Genomic DNA, 21,380 nt, shown 5'->3' with positions numbered 1-21,380 from the left:
CACGGCGCCGGCCGGCACGAACCCCGGAGGGCCTTGAACTGGTGGTCTGACCTGCCTGCCTGCCTGCCTGCCTGGTCTTGGGCTTGGTGGGAGTGCCCGTTTTGGATGGAGTCTTCCCGGCGGGGTAGCGGGTGGCTGGCCCGCGGCGGGAGCCTGGAGGGTGGCCGGGACAGAGACGGGCGGGCAGCGACAGGCGGGCAGCGACGGGCGGGCAGCGACAGGCGGGCAGCGACAGGCACTGAGATGCGGGTGGATCAGGACAGGCAGTTCTCCCGCGGTGGTCGGTTGTCGATGGCGTAGACGCAGGCGGGAAGTGACGTCGTGTCGCCCAGCTCGACCGTGAAGATCACTTCTTTCTTGTTCGTGGCGATGTGCGACGTGGTGAAGTCGGCGGTGCCGGTCGCACCGTAATACGGCGTGCGTTGCAGCTCCGACACGATCGACACTGTGGTCGGCTGGTCATGGCCGGGGGATGGGGTACGTGCCGCAAGCACGATGATCCCGGCGGTGTCGTAGCCGAAACCCACCCACTCGCCAGGCCACCGCTCCGGCGGCGGTTGCAGGTGTTGCGACCGGTAGAACTCGCCCATGTCGCGGCACAGGTCCCGCAGCGCCTGGGGGGCGTACGGGTTGGCACGGTCCACCGTGCCGTGGAAGCAGCCCTGCTGGGTGAGCTCGATGCCCGCGTCCTCGGAGGCGAAGGAGATCGTCGTTCCTGCCGGGATATCGTCTTTCGGGGGTTGCACCATATACCGGTGGACGGCGTCACCCGCCACTATCGGCGCCGGTTGCCCACCCGCCGGGCAGTTCTCCCGCATAGCGGACAGAAAATCGCCGAAGTCCGCGGCCCGACCGGCAAAGAAAATCATCCTGTTGGAGGTATCCGTGCAGGCTGTCGGAGCATCGGGTTTCTTCGAGAACGTCGGTCCGTCCCACGCCTCGTCCTCGAAGGCGATCTGCTTTCCGATGAATTCTATGCGCAGGTCCGCGACCAGGGTTCTGACGTACAGGTCGCCGCTACCCGCGGCGCTGCGCGGGTAGTAGACACTGACCCGGGTTTTCTTCTCGTGCTCCGCATAGGCGGCGATCAGCTGGGCCTCCCGCGCGTTCGATGGCACCATCTGAAAATACAGCGGAGATTGCCGCTCGAGGCCGTCACCGGACAGCGTCGAGGCCACCACGGGAAGGCCTGCGTTTCCGAACTGCGCGATCGCCCGTGCGGTCTGGTCGGTGCTGCGGTCCATACCGATCACGGCGACGACACTCGGATCCTGGCGGGCCAGTGCGGTGATACGGCTCGCGACGGTCTCTACCTGCCGCATGTTCTTACCGCCATTAGCAATGATGACCCGCAGGATCGGCGCGGTCATACTTGCGGCGGGTAGGCACGATCCGTCCGCCGCGAGCGCACCGTTCTGACGTATCTGCTGGAGCAAGATGCCTTCCAGTTCGTCAGCACGAGGCAGGGAATCCAGGTCGCGGAGCGGCCCGTCCGGGGTGAGAGCGGCCAGGTAGACCACGCTGACGTACGGCCGGTGTGGGAAGTTGTTCGGCGGCGCATCACGCAGTTTGTCAGCGCATTGATTCTCCTGGAATACCAACCGTTCCATGGTCCGGAGACGCTTATCTTCACCGAAGAACTGTCCTGTCCCGTCGCTGTAACCGATGCACTCGTCCTGCGACGGCATCGCCCACACGGCCTTCCCCGTGCCGTCGCAGCCGTGTGCGCCCTCGAACGGTCCGGGCCAGACCACAACAGCCAGCAGCACCACCACCGTGATGATGATGGCCGCAATCCCTGCGGCCCACCCGCGTATCTGCTGGAGCAGGTTCCGCCGGCCGGTGAAGCTGTCCGGCCGAGGCGGGGCGGTCGGCGCCTCCGGCCACCGGCCGGGAAACGCCACCGCCGACTCGCCCGCCCGCTGCTCATCCGGGGAGGTTGGTCGGGGGCCGGGAAACGGCATGTCCCGCGTCGGCATCGCAGGGTCCGCGAGCCGGTCCAGCAGCACGGACCGGGCCGTCTCTTCGTCCAACCCGAGCAGGCTGATGTGGGAAAGCCGGCCTAACAGCGGTGGCAGCTCGCAGGGTGCGACCAGTATCGGCACCAGTACCCCCTTCCGGGTATGCCCCAGCAACAGACCGGCCTCGCGTTCCTCCCGTCCGTAGGTCTCCGCGCCCAGGTAGGCCGGGGACACCACGGCGATCACCCGATCCGCCTGGGCCAGCGCCTGGTCCATCCGCTCGATGAAACTGACGCCCGCCGGCCAGGACCATTCGTCGTACTCCACGCGGTACCCGGCTCGGGCCAGCTGCTGGCCGATCCACCGCGCCCACGGCCGATCCGGACCGGCCACACTCACGAACAGCCGCTCTCCCACCCCGGCCATACCCGCCGATCCTGCCAGGTCGCCCCTAGATGTCACGCTGAGCAGCCTGCCACCCACCCCTGCGGCCCACCAGACCGATCGAGGCAGGACTATTGCGTTGAGCGGAGGCGGGACAGGGTGGGCGCTGCAGATGTACTTGGCAACCATCGATATGGCACCCCCGACCGGGAGGACAGGGGCTTGAACTTGATCGGGTTGGTAGACCTAACGCACCACCAGAAGAACCGGACGATCTTGGTTGCGGGGCCCGAAATCACCATCCGCCCGGTCGCCACGCGGCTCCTGACCAGGGGCGATGCCCAGTGACCGCCGCAATAGGGACATCATCTACTGGATCGAACGTGCGTTCCGTGGACCTGGTAGTGCCTGACATTTCCGCCCGTCTGGTGACCGTGATCGCGGGGATCGTGGTGCGGGCGAACGACCAGACATGCGCCGAGCCCGGGGCCACGTCACCTACGAAGCCGGCGGCGCCGACTGACCGAGTACAACGAGAAGGCGCTCGCCGAATGCTTGGGCGCCGTGGGCGCGCAGGTAGGTAGCGATGTCGTAGACGGCCAGCGTGGGGCCGGATCTGCCGGTCCTGGTGGCGATGGCGCGAACGGCCTTGACGACGAGGTCGGGGTGGAGGTCGAGTTCGTCGAGGAGGAAGTCGTCGAGGGACCGGCGGGTCACGGGCGCATTTGGGAAGGCGATCGTCATCTGCCGGAAGATGCGGGTGAGGTAGGGGTCGGTTTCCTCTGGTGAGATTCCGCGCTTGCCGAGCAGTGTGCGCAGGGTCCACTCAAGCTCGTCCAGGATCTCGGTGGACCAGCACCCATGACATCGCTTCGCGATGCCATGGGACCCCGCAGCGGTCGGTAGGCACCGGCAACGGCGCCAGCGCCCGCTCCCCGCAGAGACGCTCCGCGAGCAGTTCGATGTCGGTTCGTGAGGCCTCGGCTGGCTGGTGTCTCCCGCTATGGCCAAACACCCATGTCATCGTCGGTGACGGAGTTGTGCAGTAAGTAACACCATCAGTGCCCTCTGAACGCAACAGCCCCCATGCTGGTGCCCGGCGAGGCCGAAAGGCCAAGGGAACGCTTGCGAAGAGCCCCGGCTATGCTCCGGTCAGTCGATGTTGACGATGCCGAGCAGATTGCGCAGGGCGGTCTTGCCGTCCGGAGTCAGCCGTACGGCACGGTCTGATCCGATCCGTACCACCCAGCCGGCGTCGAAGAATCTTTCGCATAGCCGCGCTCCGGCGACGCCGGCCAGGTGCTGCCGCCGTTCAGTCCAGTCGAGGCAACCGCGGGCGAGGGAGCGTCGCCCTGGTCGCAGCTGGTCGGGGTCGATGCCCACCGGGCCGATTAGCCAGGCCAGCCCGGTGGGGGTGAGTGCGAAGCCGCCGGTCTGGTCGAGCAGCCCGGCGTCGGTCATCGCGTCAGTGACGGCGACGCCGAGCCGACCGGCGAGGTGGTCGTAGCAGGTTCGGCCACGTAGGAGGGCAGCTCTCGCGGTCGCCGCCCGCAACCCTCGCGCTGAACGCGGCTCGGGTTCGAGCTGCCGGGGGCCGGTCTGTGCGGCCACACCCTCGAGGAGGTCCGCGACCGACGGATCGGCCAGCTGCAAATACCGGTGCCGGCCCTGGCGCCGCTCGACCAGCAGGCCGCCCTCCACCAGGCGATGCAGGTGCTCGGTGGCGGTAGAACGCGCGACGCCGGTCCGGGCCGCGAGTTCACCGGCCGTCCAGGCCCGTCCGTCGAGCAGCGCCAGGCACATGCCCGCCCGGGTCTCGTCGGCCAGCAACGACGCGAACGCCGCCAGGCCGGAGGCGGTAGTCATCCCGCTATTGTCGGCCGCCTCGTTTCGGCGGGGACCGAACGATCAGAGCCAATCAGGAGGGGAGATCAGCTCGACGCGGCGGCGGATCCCGGAACCGCCAGCTGCCCCGTCGACCGCAGCCTGTCCACTGCCGGCGTGTTGATGTCTCGGTACGACGGCAGGTCCGGCCGTACGGTGTGCCCGAGCCGGACGGCGACGGCCGTGTCGACCGCCGTCGCCAGGGCCGCCCGGTAGAGCAGGGAGCCCATGCTGACCCGCCGCACGCCCAACTCGGCAAGGGCCGGCAAGCTCATCTGACCGGGCAGGAACAGCACGCTGACCGGCACGTCGACGGCGGCGACCACAGCGGCGACGTCCGCTGGCTCCGCCAGGCCGGGGACGAACACCCCGTCCGCGCCCGCGTCCGCATAGAGCCGGACCCGGAGCAGCGTCTCCGCGATGTTGCCGGGGCGCAACCAGAAAGTATCGGTCCGGGCGTTCACGAACAGGTCCGGCACCTCGCGCTTTACCGATCGGATCAGCGCGGCGTGCACGTCGGCCGGGCCCATCGCGTCCTCCATGTTGACCCCGACGGCGCCGGCCTCAAACACGGCCGCGGCCGTGGCGACCGAACCGGTCTCGATGTCGACGGTCAGGTGGACGGGAAGGCAGGCGAGCCGCCGCGTGAGGCGCAGGGTCTCGGCATGGGTGGCGTCGACGCCGTCCGACAGGCCGGAGGACGCCGCGACGCCCAGGCTGGTGGTAGCGAGCGCGGGGAACCGCGCCTGGACGAGAAGCCGCGCCGACGCGACGTCCCAGACGTTCGGAAGGATCAGCGGGGCACCAGCCTGGTGCAGCGACGCGAAGTCCGTCATGCTCGCCCTCCCGCTGCGAGTGCGAGCGCATGCGCTCGGCCGGGGCACCGCCGTGGCCCGGCTCCGAACGCCAGGTCGCCGGCCAAGCGCAACCGCACCACCTCGCCGGCCTCGACCGCGATGCCGCCGATCGTGCGGGCGACGAGCGCCTGCCGCTTCGTCGCGGGGACCGGCGAGTCGTCGCGCAGCACGTCCGCGACCGGACGATGCCTGGCGCGTTCGATCAGCGCTACGGTCGCATCGCTTGCCTGCACGAGCACTCCGATGCGAGCGGCGGTCGGCTCGTCGGCGTGGCCACCGAAGATCGTGACGAGTTGGTCGACGGCCGCATCGGCGTGAGCGTCGTCGCCGGTGCCCGGCTGGTAGGCCTGCGCTACGCCCCGCACCAGGTCAACCACAAGGTCGACGACCGGCTCGTCCACACCCGTCGCCCGAGCCAGGATCGCCACGGGGTGCCCCGGCGCCGCTGCCCGGAGAGTGTCCGGCGGGATCGCGTCGAGGACCGCGACAGACAAGGCCCGACGGCGCTCGTAGGCCGCCCCGGTGCTGAACCGGCCGACCGTGGCCCGCAGCCAGCCAGCTCCGCGGATCGCCGCCGGGACCAGCGGCACTACGAACGCCGGGTCGTGCAGAATGGCGAGAACGGCATCATGATCATTGATCAATCGCATGGACCGACGGTACGGCCGGAATCATTCGGCGCCGGCCGAACGATCCGGGCCGAGAATGGGCGGATGATCTCACCAGCCGACCGGAGCCTGGTCGGAGGCTGACGCCGTCGGGTTGGCCGCGGCGTCCTCCCCGGACTGCGCGACGACCGCGGAGCCGCAACTGGCGACCGCCGCCGTCGCGGCCAGCAGGAACAACACCGTCCGCCGACGGCTGACCGCGGCCTTCTGCCAGGATCTCGCGCGAAACTAGAACACAGGCGCCACGGCACAGCACCTTCGCCGTCCTCCTCGTCCTCGCGTCCACCGCCGCTGGCGTCGCTACCACCGAAGCCCGCCACGCCCGTGACCAGAGTCGCCTCGCCCACGCCCAGACGGTCGCCGTCGCCGTCGCCGTCGCCGTCGCCGCTCAGGGCCTCATTGCACAAGCCGACGCGCTTAAGGACACCGACCCACGCTCATCCCTGCAACTCGATCTCGCCGCAGCCGCCCTGGGCGCCACCGACAACGCCGCTACGCCGGCACCCACATCCGCGCAACCCTGACTGGAGGGTTCCCGCTTTCGTGGACAGTCCTTATTATGCTGCGCGATCACCTTTCTTGTCAAATTCATCCTAGAACTCGACAGGGGTGAAGTAGCCGATCGTGGAATGGATCCGCAACCGGTTGTAGTACACTTCGATGTACTCGAAGACCCCGGTTCTGAGGCGTTCGACGGTGTCGAAGGGGTGGAGGTGGATGAACTCTTTCTTCAGGGTCACCCAGAACGATTCAGCGGCAGCATTGTCGAAACAGATTCCGGTGCGGCCGACCGAGTTCCGCACGTTGTTGATCTTGCAGAAGTCGACGAATTCCTTGCTGGTGTACTGGCTGCAATGCCGCTAAGATAAGAACCGCGCCGTGATCATTAGGGTTGGAGCGAAACGCGCCCCGCCGTCGGATGTTTTCTTGGTCGGGAAGTTGTGTCGGTTCCCTTTCTTGCTGACGCGGGGGCAGCGTCTGGGTCTGCGTTTCCGGGTGACTCGTTCAAGGATCTCGGCGATGGCTTTGGTGGCTGCTCGTGCGAGTGCCGAGGGGGGAAAGGCCACCTGGTCAGTGACCTGGCGGCGGACGATGTTCAGGGTTCGTTGGAACGAGAGCCTGTCGGGGTCGATCTCGTCGGTGTCAGCGGCCTCTACCATGAGCGCGCGGATCGCATAGTGGGCGAGGAGGAGTCCCCAGAACTCCTGACGAACCATCTTCGGGGATTTGGAGCGCAGTCCCGCGCCGGGCGTGAGGAGTTGCGTTTCGATCTCTTTGAGGGACAGCTCGTATTCCCAGCGCTGCTGGTAGGTGGCCGCGAGTTCGACAGCTGTGGCGTCAGCCGGGTTGATGATGGTGGTGACAAGCCGAAACGTTTCCGAGGATGCGCCGTCACCCGTCGTGACGGTGTACTCGATCACCCGCACCGGGATGTGGCTGGCGTCCCTCGGATCGTCGACCGCGGCCAGCGGAATGCGCCACGAACTGCCTCGGTTCTTCTTCAACTTGATGGTGGACAGGTAGGAGCCGTCAGCGAGTACGGTCTCAGGTGGTAGTTGCATGTGGGCGGAGACTCGCCAGAGGAGCGCGGCGCCCGTCACCATGAAGTCGGCCCACAGCTCGAAGCTGAAGAATCCGCGGTCAGCTGTGATCAGCATGTCGGGTTCGCTCGATCCGAGCAGTCCGGCGGCGAGTTCCCTCTCCCCGTTCCGGATGGTTCCTGTGGTGGCCGCGACGACGGCATGCGTTCCACATTCCGCGAGTCCCACCGAACGGATCTGGGGGAAAGGTCGCCGGGTGCCTCCTCGCGCCTTCTCGAAAACGGTGAGGTTTTCGGCCGTGTCTGGCACATCGATGTTGACGCCGTCTATCGCCATGAGCCGCCACGAACGCAGCCATGCACCCGGCGTGCTCAGATTCGCGAGTGGGGCAGCGACCCGGTCGAACAGCATTTTGAGCGGCTCCTCGCCCAGACGTTTACGTGCCTGGCTGAGTGCGCTCGTGGACGGCACCGTCCATTCGTCCCGCCACACCCGCATGAACCGTAGGCCGCCGACGAAGCGGCGCATAACCTCCTCGTACCCGTCGCGGAACACCGCGAGCACGACCACGAAATACACGACCACGTGCGCGGGAAGGCGCCGGACGCGCTGTTCCCGTTTCCCGGTCTCGTTGAGGACCTCGTCGACGATGTCGCGCGAGATGACACGGGCGAGGACACCGACCGAGATGTGGTCGGTCAGACGGTTCGATGCTAAGGATTCGACGGGTGAAGCCACGGCTAATTCTATCGTGGAGAATCCCAGTGGAAACGTCGACACGCTGATGGACCAGCGCGCCATCAAGCGGCGCCAAAATGGTCAAGCTATATTTGATCTTGTCGATGCGGTTCTTATCTTAGCGGCATTGCACCCAGTTCCCCAAGGTTGATTCATTGATACCCAGACTCTTCGCGATCTCGGCTAACGACCGGTCGGAGTCGAGCGCCAATCTTACCGCCTCGTCTTTGTACTCCTGCGTGTACTTCCGGGGAGTCGACCCCATGACGGCCCTTCCTTTCAGACAGTGACCTTCAGGTCTGCTGTCCACGGAAACGGGATCGCTTCACTCCGCGTCGGGCAGGCTCGCGGTCGGCTCGTCGAGCAGCAACACACAGGTGTCGTCTTCCTGGTCCTGCAGCGCCCGCGCGATCGCGACCAGCGTCTTGGTCGCCGGCCGTAGTGCTCCGACGGGAGTGTTCGACGCCGCGGGGATCTCGAACCGGTCGAGCAGAGTCGTGACGCGGGCGCGCAGTGTGCGCCACCGGATCTGGCCCGCCAGGGTGGGGAACCCGGATCCGAGGGCGATGTTCTCGGCGACGGTCAGGCCGTCGAACAGGCCCAGATCCTGATGGACGAACCGGAGCCCGAGCTGGTGGGCGCGCCGCGCGGTCAGCTGCGTGGCCGGGACGTGCGCGCCATCGACGATGACCGTGCCGGCGTCGGCCGAGCAGACGCCGGCGAGGCACTTGAGCAGGGTCGACTTGCCGGAGCCGTTGCCGCCGAGCAGTGCGTGGACGGTGCCCTGGCGGACGCGCAGCGACGCGTCCGCCAGGGCAGTCGTGGCGCCGAACCGCTTGGAGACGGCCAGCGCCTCCAGGACGGTCGGCGCCTACGGTGCGATCGCAGTCACCCGCGCGACCAGTCCTTCCGATAGGCGGACTGGTAGTCGATCGTCGGGGAGTAGGCGAACGACGCTCCCTGCGCGGGCAGGTTGTGGGTCGAGTCGATCACCTGGAGGCCGACGCCGGCCGGTAGGACCGGCTGGTGGGCGAGCACCCGGGCCAGGGCGTCGACGCCGGCCCAGCCGATCCAGGGGGCGCTGAAGCCGACGGTGGCGTCCTCGCCGTTGCCCTTGCGGATCAGGTCCAGGTTGCCCTGCTCACCGAAGTTGCCGATGACGGCGAGCTGGTCGGCGCGGCCGGAGGACTGCACGGCCTGCGACAGGCCCGCGAAGAACCAGCCGTCGAGCGGGACGTTCACCGCGTTCGCGGTCGGCTGCTTGAGCAGCGCGGTCGCGAACTTCTGCGGCAGCTGGCCGCCGGCGACGTCCGCGTTGCCGACCTGCAGGGTGTCGAGCACCTTGCAGCCCGCGCAGGTGGCGAGCTCGGCGGTGAAGCCGTCCTGGATCCATCCGCCCCAGATTGAGTCGGTGAATTCCAGGCTGAGGACCTGGGCCTTCCCGCTGGTCCGATCGATGATCCAGTCGGCCTGGAGGGCGCCAATCCGGCGCCACCACTGCTCGGCGGTGACGCCGGCGAGGTTCTGGACGACGGCGCTGTACAGCTTCGTCCCGCCGCTGATGTCGCAGTCGTTGCCGCCGGCGCCGATCGTCGGGATGCCCGCGGCCTTCGCCTCCCGGAGGGCGGCCTGGAAGCTGTCGCAGTCCTGGCCGATGACGATGATTCCGGTGGCCTTGGCGCTGATGCCCTGGCGGATGCAGGCGGACCAGCCCTGCGGGTTGAGCTGGCCGTCGCACAGCTTGGCGGTCCAGCCTGCGGCCTGCGCGGCATCGACGGCGGCCTGGGCCGGGGAGGCGCAGGTGGGGACCGACTGTCCGCAGGAGACCACCCAGGCGAGCGCGCCGGGCTTCGGGGGCACGGCGGCGGTCGGCGCGGTGCCGAGGACCCCTCGATAGACGTCCGGGTGCGTCCCCCCGGACGATGCGCCGCTGACGGCTGTCTGCGCGGCCGGTGAACTGGTCGACGAACTGGAGCAGCCAGCAACGAGCGCCACCACGGCGAGTAGGCCGAATCCTGACATAGCGAAGCGACGGCGTAAGTGGATCACGTGGCGAGTTCCTCCGATGAGACCACCGTCACAGATGTGGTGGGTAGCGTTCACGATGGAAGCCGTGCCACACCTCGTCCATGCCATACTGGGTATGGTCTGTATAAGCCTCGTTTATGCGCTCCTGGTCGCTGGCCCGGGGGTCATCAGGCGGGAGCCGGCGTCGGTGAGCAGGGCGCGCAGCCAGATGTGGGCGGGGTCCCGCTCGTACATCGGGTGCCACCAGAGGGCCTCGGCGATGGCCACGGCGTCGAACGGGCACTCGAGCGCGCGGACGTCGCCCGCGGCGGTGAGCTTGCGGGCGAGCCTGCGCTGGACCAGCCCGACCCGGTCCGTGCCCGCGATGGCGAACGGCAGCGCGAGGAAGGAGTCGATGACGACCTGGACCCGTGGTTCGACGCCGAGCAGCTGCAACTGTCGCCCGGCGGGCGTGAATGCCGTGGGTGCGTGGTAGGTGAACACCCAGGGCAGCTCGGCGAGGAGCTCCATGGTCAGGCTGTCGCCCACGCGCGTGTTCGCCGTGGCGATCAGACAGACCCAGTCGTCGGTGTAGAGCTCGGTGTAGGGCAGGTTCGACAGGAAGCCGTGCGGCAGCAGGATTCCGTCGACCGTGCGGATCCGCTCGGCCGCGTGGTCGATGTCGGCGGTGGTGTGCCGCTCGAAGCGCAGCACGACGCCGGGAGCCCGCGTGAAGCTCAGGTCCTGCAGGGCCTCGCTGAGGACGGCGGCGGCGTAGTCCGAGCACAGCAGGGTGAACTCGCGCCGTTCGGCGGTCGGGTCGAAGGCGGGGGCCGCCTCGAAGACGCGCCGGGCCCCGAGCATGGCCAGGCTGGTCCGTTCCTTGAGCTGCACGGCCAGTGGCGTCAGCTCGTAGTGGTTGCCGGCCCGGCGCAACAGGTCGTCGCCGAAGTGCCGGCGCAGTTTCGCCAGCGCCAGGCTGACCGCGGGCTGGCTGACCTGCAGGCGCTGCGAGGCGCGGGTGACGCTGGCCTCCTGGAGCAGGACGTCCAGCGTGCGCAGGAGGTTCAGGTCGACGTTCGGCGACTCCACCAGCCCAGCCTGGCATAAGCGACGCTGATGCGCATGGCCTGACCACGCCCTGTCCTGATGACGCTCTGGGGGGCTTCAGGGGGTGCTCCTCCACGCCCTGCCGGTGCCCTCTGATGGTCAGCCGTCGTCGAGTCCGCCGCCGGTGGTCTGACTGGTCGAGAAGGCGCGGCCGGCGCTCACCGCACCGCTATCGGGTTGACGGGGGAGCCGACCGCGCCGGTGACCGGCAGCGGGCCGGCGGTGAGGAAGAAGTCGTAGACACCGTCGGTGGCGCAGGCGGCGGCAAGCGGGTCGAGGTCCCACATCTCTCCGATGAACAGGCCGACGTGGGGGATCACGACCTGGTGCAGCGGTTGGAAGGCGTGGTCGAACTCGTTGGGGCGGACCTCGAAGCCCCAGGTGTCGGTGGCGATGGCCGCGATCTCGGTGCGGTGCAGCCAGTCGGCGGTGGTGAACGACAGTCCGGGTGCGGGTCCGCCGGCGTAGTCGCCCCAGCCGTCGCGGCGGGCGCGGGTGAGCTGGCCGGTGCGCACGAGCAGGAGGTCGCCTCGGCCGACGGTCGCCGTGGCGCCCTGGCGTTCGATGGTCCGTTCGAGGTGCTCGGTGGTGATCGCGAATCCGTCGGGCAGTTCCCCGTCGGCGTCGAGCGCGCGTCCCACGTCGAGGAGCACGCCGCGGCCGGCGATGACGTCGGCGACGGTCTCGATGCCGGTGACGTGGTCGCCGAGGCTGGTGACGACCTTGTCGGCGCGCCGGCCGTTCCAGGCCATGCCGTGGTCGAAGATGTGCCCGAGGCCGTCCCACTGGGTGGAGCACTGCAGTGGCATGGCGATCACGTCGTCGGCGCCGCCGATGCCGTGAGGGAAGCCCTGGTTGCCGTGGACCGCGTCGACGCCGGTGTCGAGCATGGTGTGGACGGGGTTGGTGCGTCGCCGCCAGCCCTTCTGCGGCCCGTCCATGTCGAAGCGCTGCGCGAGCGAGAACGACTCGCCGGTGCGGACGAGAGCCGCGGCGGCGCGGCGCTTGTCCGCGTCGAGGTGGTTCATCGTGCCGCGCACGTCGTCCGGGCCCCACCGGCCCCAGTTGGAGACGCGCTTGGCCGTCGCGGCGATGACGCTCTCCGGGTCGGTCCGGTCGAGGTCGTCCGGGCTCATCGGCTGTTCCCGTCCAGTTCGGTGAAGGTCTCCTCGATCCAGTCGGCGATGAACGTGCCGACGTGGGGAAGGTGGTCGAGCCCGATGTGTTCGGTCGCGCCCTCCTCGGGAGTGAAGATTCGCAGCTCGCGTTTCGGGCTGTTGACGGCCTGCTCGTAGGAGCGGTGCGCGTAGGCGACCGGGATCTGGCGGTCGTTCTCGCCGTGGACGATCAGGAAGGGCACGGTGATGTGCTCGACGATGCCGTCGAGGTGGACGGCCTCGGCCTTCGTGATGAAGGTGTCCAGGTCGGTCTCGCCCCAGACCCACAGCACGTGGCCCCAGTAGTGCGGGACCGGGTTCTCGCCCTCCCGTTCGAGCCGGCGCTTCTGGACGGCTCCCCAGTTGTGGTTCGCACCCCAGGCGACGCACAGCGCGAGGCGCTTCTCGAAGGCGGCGGCGCGCGGCGCGTAGTAGCCGCCCAGCGACCAGCCGACCAGGCCGATCCGGTCGGCGCGGATGTCGTCGCGGGTCTCCAGGTAGTCGACGCAGGCCGCCGCCCAGTCCTCCGTGGTCACCCGCGCGGTGAGGCCGTGCAGCCTTAGTGCCTCGCCGCTGCCGGGGCAGTCGACCATCAGCGTCGAGACGCCGCGGGCGGCGAGCTCGACGGCGAAGCCGGCGGCGTACATGTGCTCCTTGGTCGAGTCCAGCCCGTTCCACATGACGACGACGGGAGGCCGGGGGCTGCTGGGTGTCGCCGCGCTGGTGAAGTACGCCGGCAGCGAGCTGTCCTCGAACGGCACCTCGACCCGGGTCGTCGCCGGGTCGACCAGCTCGATGCCCCTGGTCAGCAGGTCCGTGCAGCGCTGGTAGACGGCCGCCCGGTCATGGCCTTTCGCGCTCTGCATCCGCTCGGCCTGGCTCAGGTAGTTCGCGGCGCGCAGGTACTTCTGGCCGGCGGTGCGCCGATGGCCGGCCTTCTCGGCGTCGGCGGCCTGCCCTTCGAGCTGGTCGGCGACGGCCGCCCACGCGGCCATCAGTTCGCGGGTGCCGACGTCGGAGCCCTGGGCGGCCAGCTCGCGCAGCGGCCGGCAGGCGCGGTCGACCTCGTCGATCAGGCCGCCGCTGTTGAGCGTCGCGACGACGCTCAGGTTCCAGACATAGTTGCCGGGGAAGTACTCGAACATCGTGACCTCTCGGGGATAGTGCCGACGCGGGGGTCAGGTCGAGCTGACCGGCGCCGGTGGAACGTAGGACGGCCGCAGCGCGTCGGAGACAGCCTTGGCGCCGCCGTGGGAACTCGCGCCGCCGTCGACCGGAATCTCGGCGCCGGTGACGAACGAGGCGCCGTCGCCGAGGAGGAACAGCACGACGGAGGCGACCTCGTCGGGAGTACCGGCGCGGCAAAGCGGTGTCTGCGTGACCGAGGCGTCGCGGAACACCGCGGTCGCGGTCGCGGTCATGGCCGTGTCGATGAAGCCGGGGTGGACGGTGTTCACGCGGATCCCGCGGCCGGCCAGCTCGAGCGCGGCGGCGGCACTCAGGCCGCGCACCGCCCACTTGCTCGTCGTGTAGGCGACCGGGTAGTGGCCCTGGAACGCGGCGAGCGACCCGATGTTGACGATCGAGGCGCCCGCGGACATCAGCGGGGTCAGCGCCTGGATCGCCAGGAGCGGGCCGAGCACGTTGACGGCCTGCGTCGTCAGGAACGCGTCCGGATCGACGTCGCCGAGGCGCGCCCGCCAGGTGACGCCCGCGCAGTTGACGAGCCCGTGGACCGGCTGGCCGTCGAGCTCGGCGACGAGCGCCGCCCACTGGGACGGGTCCCGGACGTCGAGCGTGCGCACGTCCGCCGAGGCCTCCCGGTCCAGCCGCAGCGCCGTGCCGCCGGCCGTCTCGACCTGGGCGGCGACCGCGGCGCCGATCCCGGAGGCCGCGCCGGTGACGACGATGGTGCGACCGGCGAGCGCGGTCATGATGCCGCGGCCTTGCGGGCCACCGCCGGGTCGCGCAGCCGGGCCGCGGGCAGCCGGGGGGCGGGCTCGGCGACGGCGACAACGTTGCTGACCGAGCCGATGCCGTCGACGGTGAGCGTCACGACGTCACCCGGCGCGAGCGGGGGCGGGTCCTGCGCGCCGCGGCGGCCCCACAGCTCGCCGAGGCAGCCGCCGTTGCCGACGGTGCCCGAACCGAGCACGTCGCCGATCTCCACCCGGCTGTCGCGGGACGCGTAGGCGATCATCGCCTCGAACGTCCAGCCCATGTTCGACAGCAGATCGCGCCCGATCTCGACGCCGTTGACGCTGACCGCGCACCACAGCCGAAGGAAGCCGTCCTCGTCGCGGCTGGGCTCCAGCTCGTCGGCGGTGACGATCCACGGGCCGAGCGTCGTGGCGAAGTCCTTGCCCTTCGCCGGGCCGAGGCCGACCTGCATCTCCCGGCCCTGCAGGTCACGCGCCGACCAGTCGTTCATGATCGTATAGCCGAAGACGTGGTCGCGGGCCTGCTCGACGGACAGCGAGCGCCCCGCCTTCCCGACGACGACCGCGACCTCGAGTTCGAGGTCGCGTGCCGCGCAGGTCGCGGGGAAGGGCACCGGGTCGTGCGGGCCGAGGATTGCGTGCGGGTTGGTGAAGTAGAAGGTGGGCGCGTCATACCAGGCGTCGGGCACGCCGGCGGTGCCCTCGACGGCCTGGCGCACGCCCTGCACGTGCTCCTCGAAAGCGACGAAGTCACGCACGGACGTCGGGCGCAGCGGAGCCAACAGCCGGACGTCGGCCAGCGGATGACCGTGCGCGGCGAGCGCCTCGTCGCCGGACTGCCTGGCCGCGTCGATGCCGCGCCCGACGACGTCGCGCATGGTCAGCTCGAGTGGGAACGGGTGGACCTGTCCGTCCGAGACGACCCCGACCCTGGGCTGGTCCGCGTCGGCGCCGCTCTGTGTGGCGAAGGTGGCGAGTTTCATCGGGGCCTTCCTCAGACCGGTGGGGCAAGGAAGCTGCCGCGGTCCGGGTCGTTGAACGACCTGCTGGCGATCAGCTCGCTCATCGGCTCGGCCGTGCCCCACTGGTCGGTGACCATCGGCTGGGTGAAGTCGTAGAGGTGTGGGTGCCAGACGTCCTCGTCGAGGCGCTCGAGCTCGGTCGTGTACTCGACCGTGTTGCCGTGCGGGTCGAGGAAGTAGGTGAAGGTGTTGTTCCCGGCGGTGTGCCGGCCCGGTCCCCAGACCTTCTCCACGCCGGCGCGCATCAGCCGGCCGGTGCCGCGCAGGTACTCGTCGACGCCCCGCAGTTCGAAGGAGGCGTGGTGCAGCGCGACGTGCGGGCCGCGCGCGATCGCCAGGCTGTGGTGGAACGGGTTCGTGCGCAGGAACCACATCATCTTGCCCAGATGCGGGTGCATCAGGGTGTCCGACAGCGCGAACGCGAGGTGCTGACGGTAGAAGGCGACGGTCGCCTCGGGGTTCGGCGTGTTCACGACGACGTGGGAGAGTCGGACCGGGATCGACTCGCCCTCCTCGACGGCGCGGTGGCCGCGCACGTCGACCTCGGCGGAGACCTCGACGGTGCGGCCGTCGGGGTCGAAGAAGCGGAAGCCGTAGCCGCCACCGGGAGTCTTGAGCGCGTCGGGCTCGCTGACGAGGCGCACGCCCGCGCCGCCGAGCCGCTCGGCGAGCCGGTCCACGTCGGCGTGGCTCGCCGCCCCAAAGGCGATCAGGTCGACGCGCTTGTCGTCGGCCGCCCGCAGCCGAACGCAGTACTTCTCAGGTGACCCCGCCGCGGCGAGGAACGCGAGGCCGCCGTCGGTGGTCTCCACGCTCAGGCCCCAAGTCTCGGTGAAGAACGCGAGCTCGCGGTCGAAGTGGGGCACCGCGAGGTCGACGTGGCGCAGGTGGGTGATGAGCCGCTCGCTCGGCGAGGCGTCGATCTCGCCAGTAAGTTCGGTCATGGAAGCTCCTCGGGTCGCAAGTCAGAAGGCGGCAGGGCCGGCCGCGATCAGGCCGGCCCTGCCAGCAGGTGGGAGACTGAGGCAATCAGGCCCGGAACGTCGCCCTGCTCGTGGTCGAGCAGCCACTGGCCAAGCCGCAAGGAGCTGTCCACGACCGTCCGGGCGCGCTCGTAGCGGCGCTCGGTGAACGGCGCCCACACGTCGTCCAACACGTCGCGTGCCAGCAGCAGCTCGGCGAGCACCGCGGCGTCCTCGAGCGCCTGCGCCGCCCCCTGCGCGAGGGTCGGCGGGCAGCTGTGGGCGGCGTCGCCGATGAGGACGACCCGGCCGCGGTGCCACGGCGCCGGCACGACGTGGCTCTCGAACCTCGCGTAGTTGACCCGGCTGGGATCGGTGAGCGACGCGCGGATCTCGTCCCAGGGACCGTGGTAGGCCGCGGCGAGCTCGCGCATCACCGCGAGCCCCTCGGACGGGGAGAGCGCCGAGCGGTCCTGGTAGTCCTCGACGATGTAGGCGTAGAGCGAGTCCTCACCGGTCGGGCAGTAGCCGGCGATGTAGGACGGTCCGCCGTAGAACAGGTCGGTGCGCGAGACCGACGCCGGGCGGGGCGCGAACACCCGCCAGATGCCCATCCCAGTGCCCTGGGGCTCCACCTCGATCCCGATCGCCCGCCGCGTCCACGACCGGATCCCGTCGGCGCCGACGACCAGGTCGTAGCGGCTCGTCGACCCGTCACTGAAGGTGACCTCGACGCCGTCGGACTCCTGGGCCAGACCGGAGCAGGTGACTGCCAGCCGGGACTTGGCCCCGGCGGCGGCGACACGGTCGGCGAGGATGCGGGCGAGCGTCGGGCGGTACATCCCGAGCGTGCACGGCAGCTCCGGACCGCCGGTGTGGTGGTCGTCTAACGCGACGATCAGCGTGCCGGCCGGATCCGGTGCCCGCAGGCCCAGCGTGTCGAACGCGTAGCCGTGCGCGCGGACCTCGTCCCACACGCCGAGCTGGCGCAGCACCCGCAGCGCGTTGCCCTGCAACGTGATCCCGGAACCGAGGGCGGTGACGTCGGGTTTCGCCTCCACGAGGTCGACCGAGACACCGCCCTCGGCCAGCAGGATCGCCGCGGCGGTGCCGGCGGTGCCGGCCCCCACGACGAGAACGGATCCGACGGCGGGCATGCGATCCTCCGAGAGCCGGTGGCCAGGTGACCCACATGACTCTTGCCGCCGCTGTTACATAAGGGAAGCAAGTTCTGGCTATGCTGTGTATCCGCTCTGCTTATGTGCGTAGCGGTTGGCCAGCCTGGCGGCCCGCTCCAGCGGGGTGGCGCGGGTCGCGGTCTCTCACTCGGCGGAGGAAGGGTTCGCCGAAGCTTCCCGGCCGCGGGTGCGCGCGGGCCGGCCGGCGCCCGGTACCCCAGGAGCCGGCGCCACGGTGGCCAGCCGGCGGCTGATGCCGCGCGCCGCCGCCCTCAGGGCGGGACCTGGCTGAACGCGGACGTGTCGTTAGGCACGATGGCCGCGAGGGCCGCCAGGACCGGCGCCGCGCCGGAAGATCGTCTGTGTTTCGTGAAGCGAACCTGCCGGGATCCTGGCCTGCTTCCGCCCGGTCCGTCCCGCCGGCCCCGTGGGTTCCCTTCACGGAAGGGCTGTCTCCTGAGGCAAAGGGACGCCCATCCTGGGTGCGGTACTCCCGACGGCCCGAGACCGGACGATCCCGTTTGAATGTTTCTCAAGGGCTGGGTCGCCGGTACTGCCGAAACCGTGTTGCATCACGTGCGATAGCCGGTCCGGATCGAGTCGTTCGTCCGACAGGGATAGTCGAGGCGAGGCGCTCGGTGGTAGGACTGGCGGCGACAATCCGCAACCGTTCGGGTCGCCCTGATACCCGTCGTCATGATCCGAAGTCGGGGGTTCAGCGCTCCCGGCGGGGATCAGCAGCGTGGCGATCAGGGTGAGGTGTTCGGGTAGCCGGTCAGCCCAGGCCTGAGGGGGGAATGTCCGCCGTACCGGTGGCGGTGCGGCGGACCAGGCGGAGGGCTTTGGCGAAGGAGATCGAGTCCGGGTCCAGATCGGCGGCGGCGGAGGCTTTCGCCGTCAGGGCGCTGACCGCGTGGTGGACGATCAGGTAGGACCAGATCTCCTGGTGGACCAGGTCCGGCAGGCGGGACCGCAAGACGCGGCCGGGGCCACGCAAGTGGGTCTTGAGCTGGTCGTTCGCGGTCTCCTCCTCCCACCGCTCGTGGTAGGCGGCGGCCAGTTCGTCGGCGCGGGCGTCGCCGGGGTCGGTGACCGTGGTGAGCAGGACGATCATTTCGCCGGTGCCGCCGCCGTCCCGGTCGGGGACGTCGTACTCGACTACCCGGGCGAGGTGGACGACAGGAAGTCCGCGTTCGTCGAACGCGTCCGGGACGGTGTCGACGTCGCCGAGGTCCGCGCCTGCGCGGGCGGCGGCCACCAGTCGTTCCCGGCGTGCCCCGCGGACTGTGGGCTTGACCAGCACGGTCAGGTAGGTCCCGTCGCCGAGCACCCGCACGACGGGCAGGTCGAGCTGGGTCGGTGCCCGCCACAGCAACGCCGCCCCGGTCACGCTCGCGCTGTCCCACGCCGCCCACGAGTAGAAGCCCCGGTCGGCGGTCAGCAGCTCGTCCGCCCTCAGCCGCGGGTACAGCCGCCCGGCGAGCGTCTTCTCCCCGACGCGGTAGGCGCCGACCTCGGCGGCGACGAAGGCGTGGGTGCCGCACTCGGCCAGCGCCACCACCCGGGCCTTCGGGAACGCCGACCGGTTGTCCCCCGAGCCGGCGTAGCCGAACTCGGCGGCGTTCTGTTCGCTGTCGGGCACGTCGACGTCGAACCCGTCGATCGCGAGCAGCCGCCAACCCCGCAGGAACGACCCGCGCGCCGTGCCCAACGCCGTCGCAGTGGCGCCCGGACCAGCCGTCCCGGCGACCGGCCCGCAGGTCCGCTCGAACAACTCGGGGAACACCTTCCGGCCCAGGCGTTTCCGGGCCTGGGTGATTGCGCTGGCCGTCGGCACGCTCCAGGCGGCGTTCCAGCACCCCCACCGGTCCAGCGACCCGGTGACCTTGGTCGCGACCTCTTCGTAGTCGTCGTCGAGGAACAGGCACAACGCCAACGTCAGGTACGTGACCACGTGCGCGGGCAGCTTCCCGTCCGAACGTCTCTCCCGCACGCCGCACACGGCGACCGCCTCATCCACCGCGTCCCGCGGCACCGAGTCGACCAGCACCCCCACCGTCACCTGGTCAGGACGCACATCCAGACGATCCAACCCATCCGCACTCACAGCCGATGATCAAAACAGGCGCACCGTCGCAAGTCACCCAGCCACGCCGCGCAACCCCAAAGCCAACATGATCAACTTGGGCTACGTGGCATTGGTCCTGGACCCCGCCTGACGGCTCTCACACCGCCTTTTCTCCAACGCTCAGCACGACAGTCTTCAGCTAACGCACCTTGGAGTGGCTTTGCGCCTCCCCCCGTAGGGCGACGCAGGAGCGCCAACGGCCCCACAAAAGGACCGCCCCCTCCATCATCCGTGCAGCGCGCACGTACAACGAGCTACCGACCTACCTTCCGGCAACTCCTTCCACGCGCTCGGGGCACAACAAGATCGTCTGGTTCTCCCAATGGGACGTTAGGTCCACCGACCGCACCTTGGGTGGGTGTCGCATGCTGCCTGACCTGGCCGTTTGGCGGTTTTCATGTCAGAATTTCTGATCCTCGTAACGATGGCGTTGCGGTCACGGGGCGCTGACCAGCGCCGATGCAAGATCGGCAGTGGGAGCCATCGTCCGTCGGTGTCGGCGGGGGCAGACTTGGGCTTGGTCTACCGTGGAGCTGGGAAGAGCACTTTTCGACGCGAGAACCAGTCCGGGAGGTGGTGTCGGAGATGACAGGTATGCCATCCGGTGGGCCGCCCCCGGGCTCGCGGTACGCCGACGTGCGTCCCTACGTGATCGTGGGCTCCCTGGACCAGTTCCATGGTCCGACCGCGGGTGTGGTGGTTCTGGACCGGTGGTTGGACTGGTCGGGTTCAGCTCGGTACGACCTGGCGAATCCCGGCCGTCTGGCACGAATGTACGAAACTGTGCTGCGGGAGGCGTCCACGACGGCGGATCTGTCCCGCTGGCTGGACGGGCGCACGCTGGTCCGGCTCTGGCGTGACCTGGTCCTGCCGCCGCAGGTCCGTAGCCGCTGGGAGGCCCGGTTCCCCGAGCTGACCACCGGGCGCTCGTCCGCGGCTTTAGCCAGGTGACGGCCCAGACCCCGCCGATCCACCGGCGGCTCGCGCGGATCGGGCTACAGGTCGGCGGGCCGTACGGCTTTGCCCTCGCCGGCGGCCACGCTGTCGCGGCCCACGGGATCCTTCAGCGGCCGAGCGAGGACGTCGACCTGTTCGCCGACTGGGACCGACGTGCGGATTTCCCAGTCGCCGTCGATGCGGTGATCGCGGCGTACCGAGCGGACGGTCTCGAGGTCGAGACGGAGTTTCGGAACGAGCTGATCGCGCGGCTCCAGGTGGCCGACCCGAGCCAGCCCGACGAGGTCCACCGGGTGGAACTGGTCGCCAACTGGCGGATCCAGCCACCGGTCCAGATGGACGTCGGTCCGGTGCTGCACCCGGATGACGTCATGGCCGGCAAGGTCGACGCGTTGTGCAACCGCGCCGCCGCCCGCGACTTCCTCGACCTCGACGCCGCGATCAGCGGCGGTCGTTACACCCTCGACCAACTCTGCGAGATCGCTCAGCATGCGGATCCGGGCTTCGACCGCGGCCAGTTCGCCGCCATGCTCGGGCAAATCGCCCGGCTCGACGATGCCGACGACTTCGCACCCTACGGCGCGAGCCCGGCCTACGTCGCTGGCCTACGCGAACGCGTCGTCGCTTGGCGTACCGAACTCCTCGGGGAATGACCGCCGATACGAACACGGAGCGTAGCGCGTCTCCCGAGGTTAAACAGGAATGTCAAATCCGGCTACGATCACTGCGATCGCGGTCACCAGGCGGACCGCAGCGTCCGGACCCGCCAGGTCTACGGAACGTACGTTCGACTCGGTGGATGATGTTGTCGGCCGGGCGCTCACTGGGCATCACCCATGGTCGATGCCCGCGTGGCGACCGCGCGTAGGGCGATTTCGGGCTCTGC

19 protein-coding genes and 2 pseudogenes are annotated in these 21,380 nt (G+C 69.4%); 2 read left to right on the top strand and 19 right to left on the bottom strand.

Annotated features, from left to right (window positions below; genetic code table 11):
- Positions 1 to 254 precede the first annotated feature (254 nt).
- The 19 genes and pseudogenes from NBW77_RS13065 to NBW77_RS12980 all read right to left on the bottom strand — a co-directional run bounded on the left by NBW77_RS13065 (position 255) and on the right by NBW77_RS12980 (position 19,486).
- The gene (locus NBW77_RS13065; RefSeq protein ID WP_250279774.1) at positions 255 to 2,387 is read right to left on the bottom strand and encodes a TIR domain-containing protein; all 2,133 of its coding nucleotides are present in this window, start codon (positions 2,385 to 2,387) and stop codon (positions 255 to 257) included.
- A 456-nt stretch (positions 2,388 to 2,843) separates the two neighbouring features.
- Positions 2,844 to 3,062 (bottom strand): VapC50 family PIN domain-containing toxin, encoded by a 219-nt coding sequence (locus NBW77_RS13060; RefSeq protein WP_250279773.1) that lies wholly within the window; start codon positions 3,060 to 3,062, stop codon positions 2,844 to 2,846.
- A gap of 435 nt (positions 3,063 to 3,497) precedes the next feature.
- A complete protein-coding gene (locus tag NBW77_RS13055) occupies positions 3,498 to 4,211 on the bottom strand; it encodes an ArsR/SmtB family transcription factor (protein WP_250279772.1) in 714 nt (237 codons plus the stop codon).
- Positions 4,212 to 4,276: 65 nt separating this feature from the next.
- On the bottom strand, positions 4,277 to 5,065 hold the full coding sequence (locus NBW77_RS13050) for an isocitrate lyase/PEP mutase family protein (protein ID WP_250279771.1): 789 nt from the start codon (positions 5,063 to 5,065) through the stop codon (positions 4,277 to 4,279).
- On the bottom strand, positions 5,062 to 5,736 hold the full coding sequence (locus NBW77_RS13045; protein WP_250279769.1) for a hypothetical protein: 675 nt from the start codon (positions 5,734 to 5,736) through the stop codon (positions 5,062 to 5,064). The genes NBW77_RS13050 and NBW77_RS13045 overlap by 4 nt, the downstream gene beginning before the upstream one ends.
- 69 nt (positions 5,737 to 5,805) lie before the next feature.
- Positions 5,806 to 5,934, bottom strand: coding sequence for a hypothetical protein (locus tag NBW77_RS22065; RefSeq protein ID WP_284346923.1), 129 nt, complete (start codon positions 5,932 to 5,934; stop codon positions 5,806 to 5,808).
- Positions 5,935 to 6,347: 413 nt separating this feature from the next.
- Positions 6,348 to 6,557, bottom strand: coding sequence for an IS3 family transposase (locus tag NBW77_RS13040; protein WP_502799482.1), 210 nt, complete (start codon positions 6,555 to 6,557; stop codon positions 6,348 to 6,350).
- Positions 6,558 to 6,806: 249 nt separating this feature from the next.
- Positions 6,807 to 8,096: pseudogene (locus tag NBW77_RS13035) on the bottom strand (IS4 family transposase); the annotation flags it as partial.
- Positions 8,097 to 8,163: 67 nt separating this feature from the next.
- Positions 8,164 to 8,298, bottom strand: a pseudogene (locus NBW77_RS13030) (transposase); the annotation flags it as partial.
- A gap of 60 nt (positions 8,299 to 8,358) precedes the next feature.
- Positions 8,359 to 8,802, bottom strand: coding sequence for an ATP-binding cassette domain-containing protein (locus tag NBW77_RS22425; protein WP_349817010.1), 444 nt, complete (start codon positions 8,800 to 8,802; stop codon positions 8,359 to 8,361).
- Positions 8,803 to 8,921: 119 nt separating this feature from the next.
- Positions 8,922 to 10,055: a sugar ABC transporter substrate-binding protein gene (locus NBW77_RS13020; RefSeq protein WP_250279767.1), complete on the bottom strand. Its 1,134-nt coding sequence runs from the start codon at positions 10,053 to 10,055 to the stop codon at positions 8,922 to 8,924.
- Between the two features lie 141 nt (positions 10,056 to 10,196).
- Positions 10,197 to 11,132, bottom strand: a complete 936-nt coding sequence (locus tag NBW77_RS13015; protein ID WP_250279766.1) for a LysR family transcriptional regulator — start codon at positions 11,130 to 11,132, stop codon at positions 10,197 to 10,199.
- Positions 11,133 to 11,308: 176 nt separating this feature from the next.
- A complete protein-coding gene (locus NBW77_RS13010) occupies positions 11,309 to 12,286 on the bottom strand; it encodes a cyclase family protein (protein ID WP_250279764.1) in 978 nt (325 codons plus the stop codon).
- Entirely contained in the window at positions 12,283 to 13,452 is a 1,170-nt protein-coding gene (locus NBW77_RS13005) for an alpha/beta hydrolase family protein (protein ID WP_250279763.1), read from the bottom strand. Before NBW77_RS13005 ends, NBW77_RS13010 begins: the two co-directional genes overlap by 4 nt.
- Positions 13,453 to 13,485: 33 nt before the next feature.
- Positions 13,486 to 14,241, bottom strand: coding sequence for an SDR family NAD(P)-dependent oxidoreductase (locus NBW77_RS13000; protein ID WP_250279762.1), 756 nt, complete (start codon positions 14,239 to 14,241; stop codon positions 13,486 to 13,488).
- Positions 14,238 to 15,230: a fumarylacetoacetate hydrolase family protein gene (locus tag NBW77_RS12995; protein ID WP_250279761.1), complete on the bottom strand. Its 993-nt coding sequence runs from the start codon at positions 15,228 to 15,230 to the stop codon at positions 14,238 to 14,240. Before NBW77_RS12995 ends, NBW77_RS13000 begins: the two co-directional genes overlap by 4 nt.
- Positions 15,231 to 15,241: 11 nt before the next feature.
- Positions 15,242 to 16,213, bottom strand: a complete 972-nt coding sequence (locus NBW77_RS12990) for a VOC family protein (RefSeq protein WP_250279760.1) — start codon at positions 16,211 to 16,213, stop codon at positions 15,242 to 15,244.
- Between the two features lie 47 nt (positions 16,214 to 16,260).
- On the bottom strand, positions 16,261 to 17,388 hold the full coding sequence (locus NBW77_RS12985; RefSeq protein WP_250279759.1) for an FAD-dependent monooxygenase: 1,128 nt from the start codon (positions 17,386 to 17,388) through the stop codon (positions 16,261 to 16,263).
- Between the two features lie 796 nt (positions 17,389 to 18,184).
- A complete protein-coding gene (locus NBW77_RS12980; RefSeq protein WP_502799481.1) occupies positions 18,185 to 19,486 on the bottom strand; it encodes an IS4 family transposase in 1,302 nt (433 codons plus the stop codon).
- A 636-nt stretch (positions 19,487 to 20,122) separates the two neighbouring features.
- Here NBW77_RS12980 and NBW77_RS12975 point away from each other — a divergent pair.
- Positions 20,123 to 20,488, top strand: a complete 366-nt coding sequence (locus NBW77_RS12975) for a hypothetical protein (protein WP_250279757.1) — start codon at positions 20,123 to 20,125, stop codon at positions 20,486 to 20,488.
- Entirely contained in the window at positions 20,485 to 21,147 is a 663-nt protein-coding gene (locus tag NBW77_RS12970) for a nucleotidyl transferase AbiEii/AbiGii toxin family protein (RefSeq protein ID WP_250279756.1), read from the top strand. Before NBW77_RS12975 ends, NBW77_RS12970 begins: the two co-directional genes overlap by 4 nt.
- The last annotated feature ends 233 nt before the right edge of the window (positions 21,148 to 21,380 follow it).

This window comes from Frankia sp. Cppng1_Ct_nod (genome assembly GCF_920656135.1).
Classification (GTDB): Bacteria; Actinomycetota; Actinomycetes; order Frankiales; family Frankiaceae; genus Protofrankia; species Protofrankia meridionalis.
This window is presented reverse-complemented; position numbering and strand designations above follow the sequence as displayed.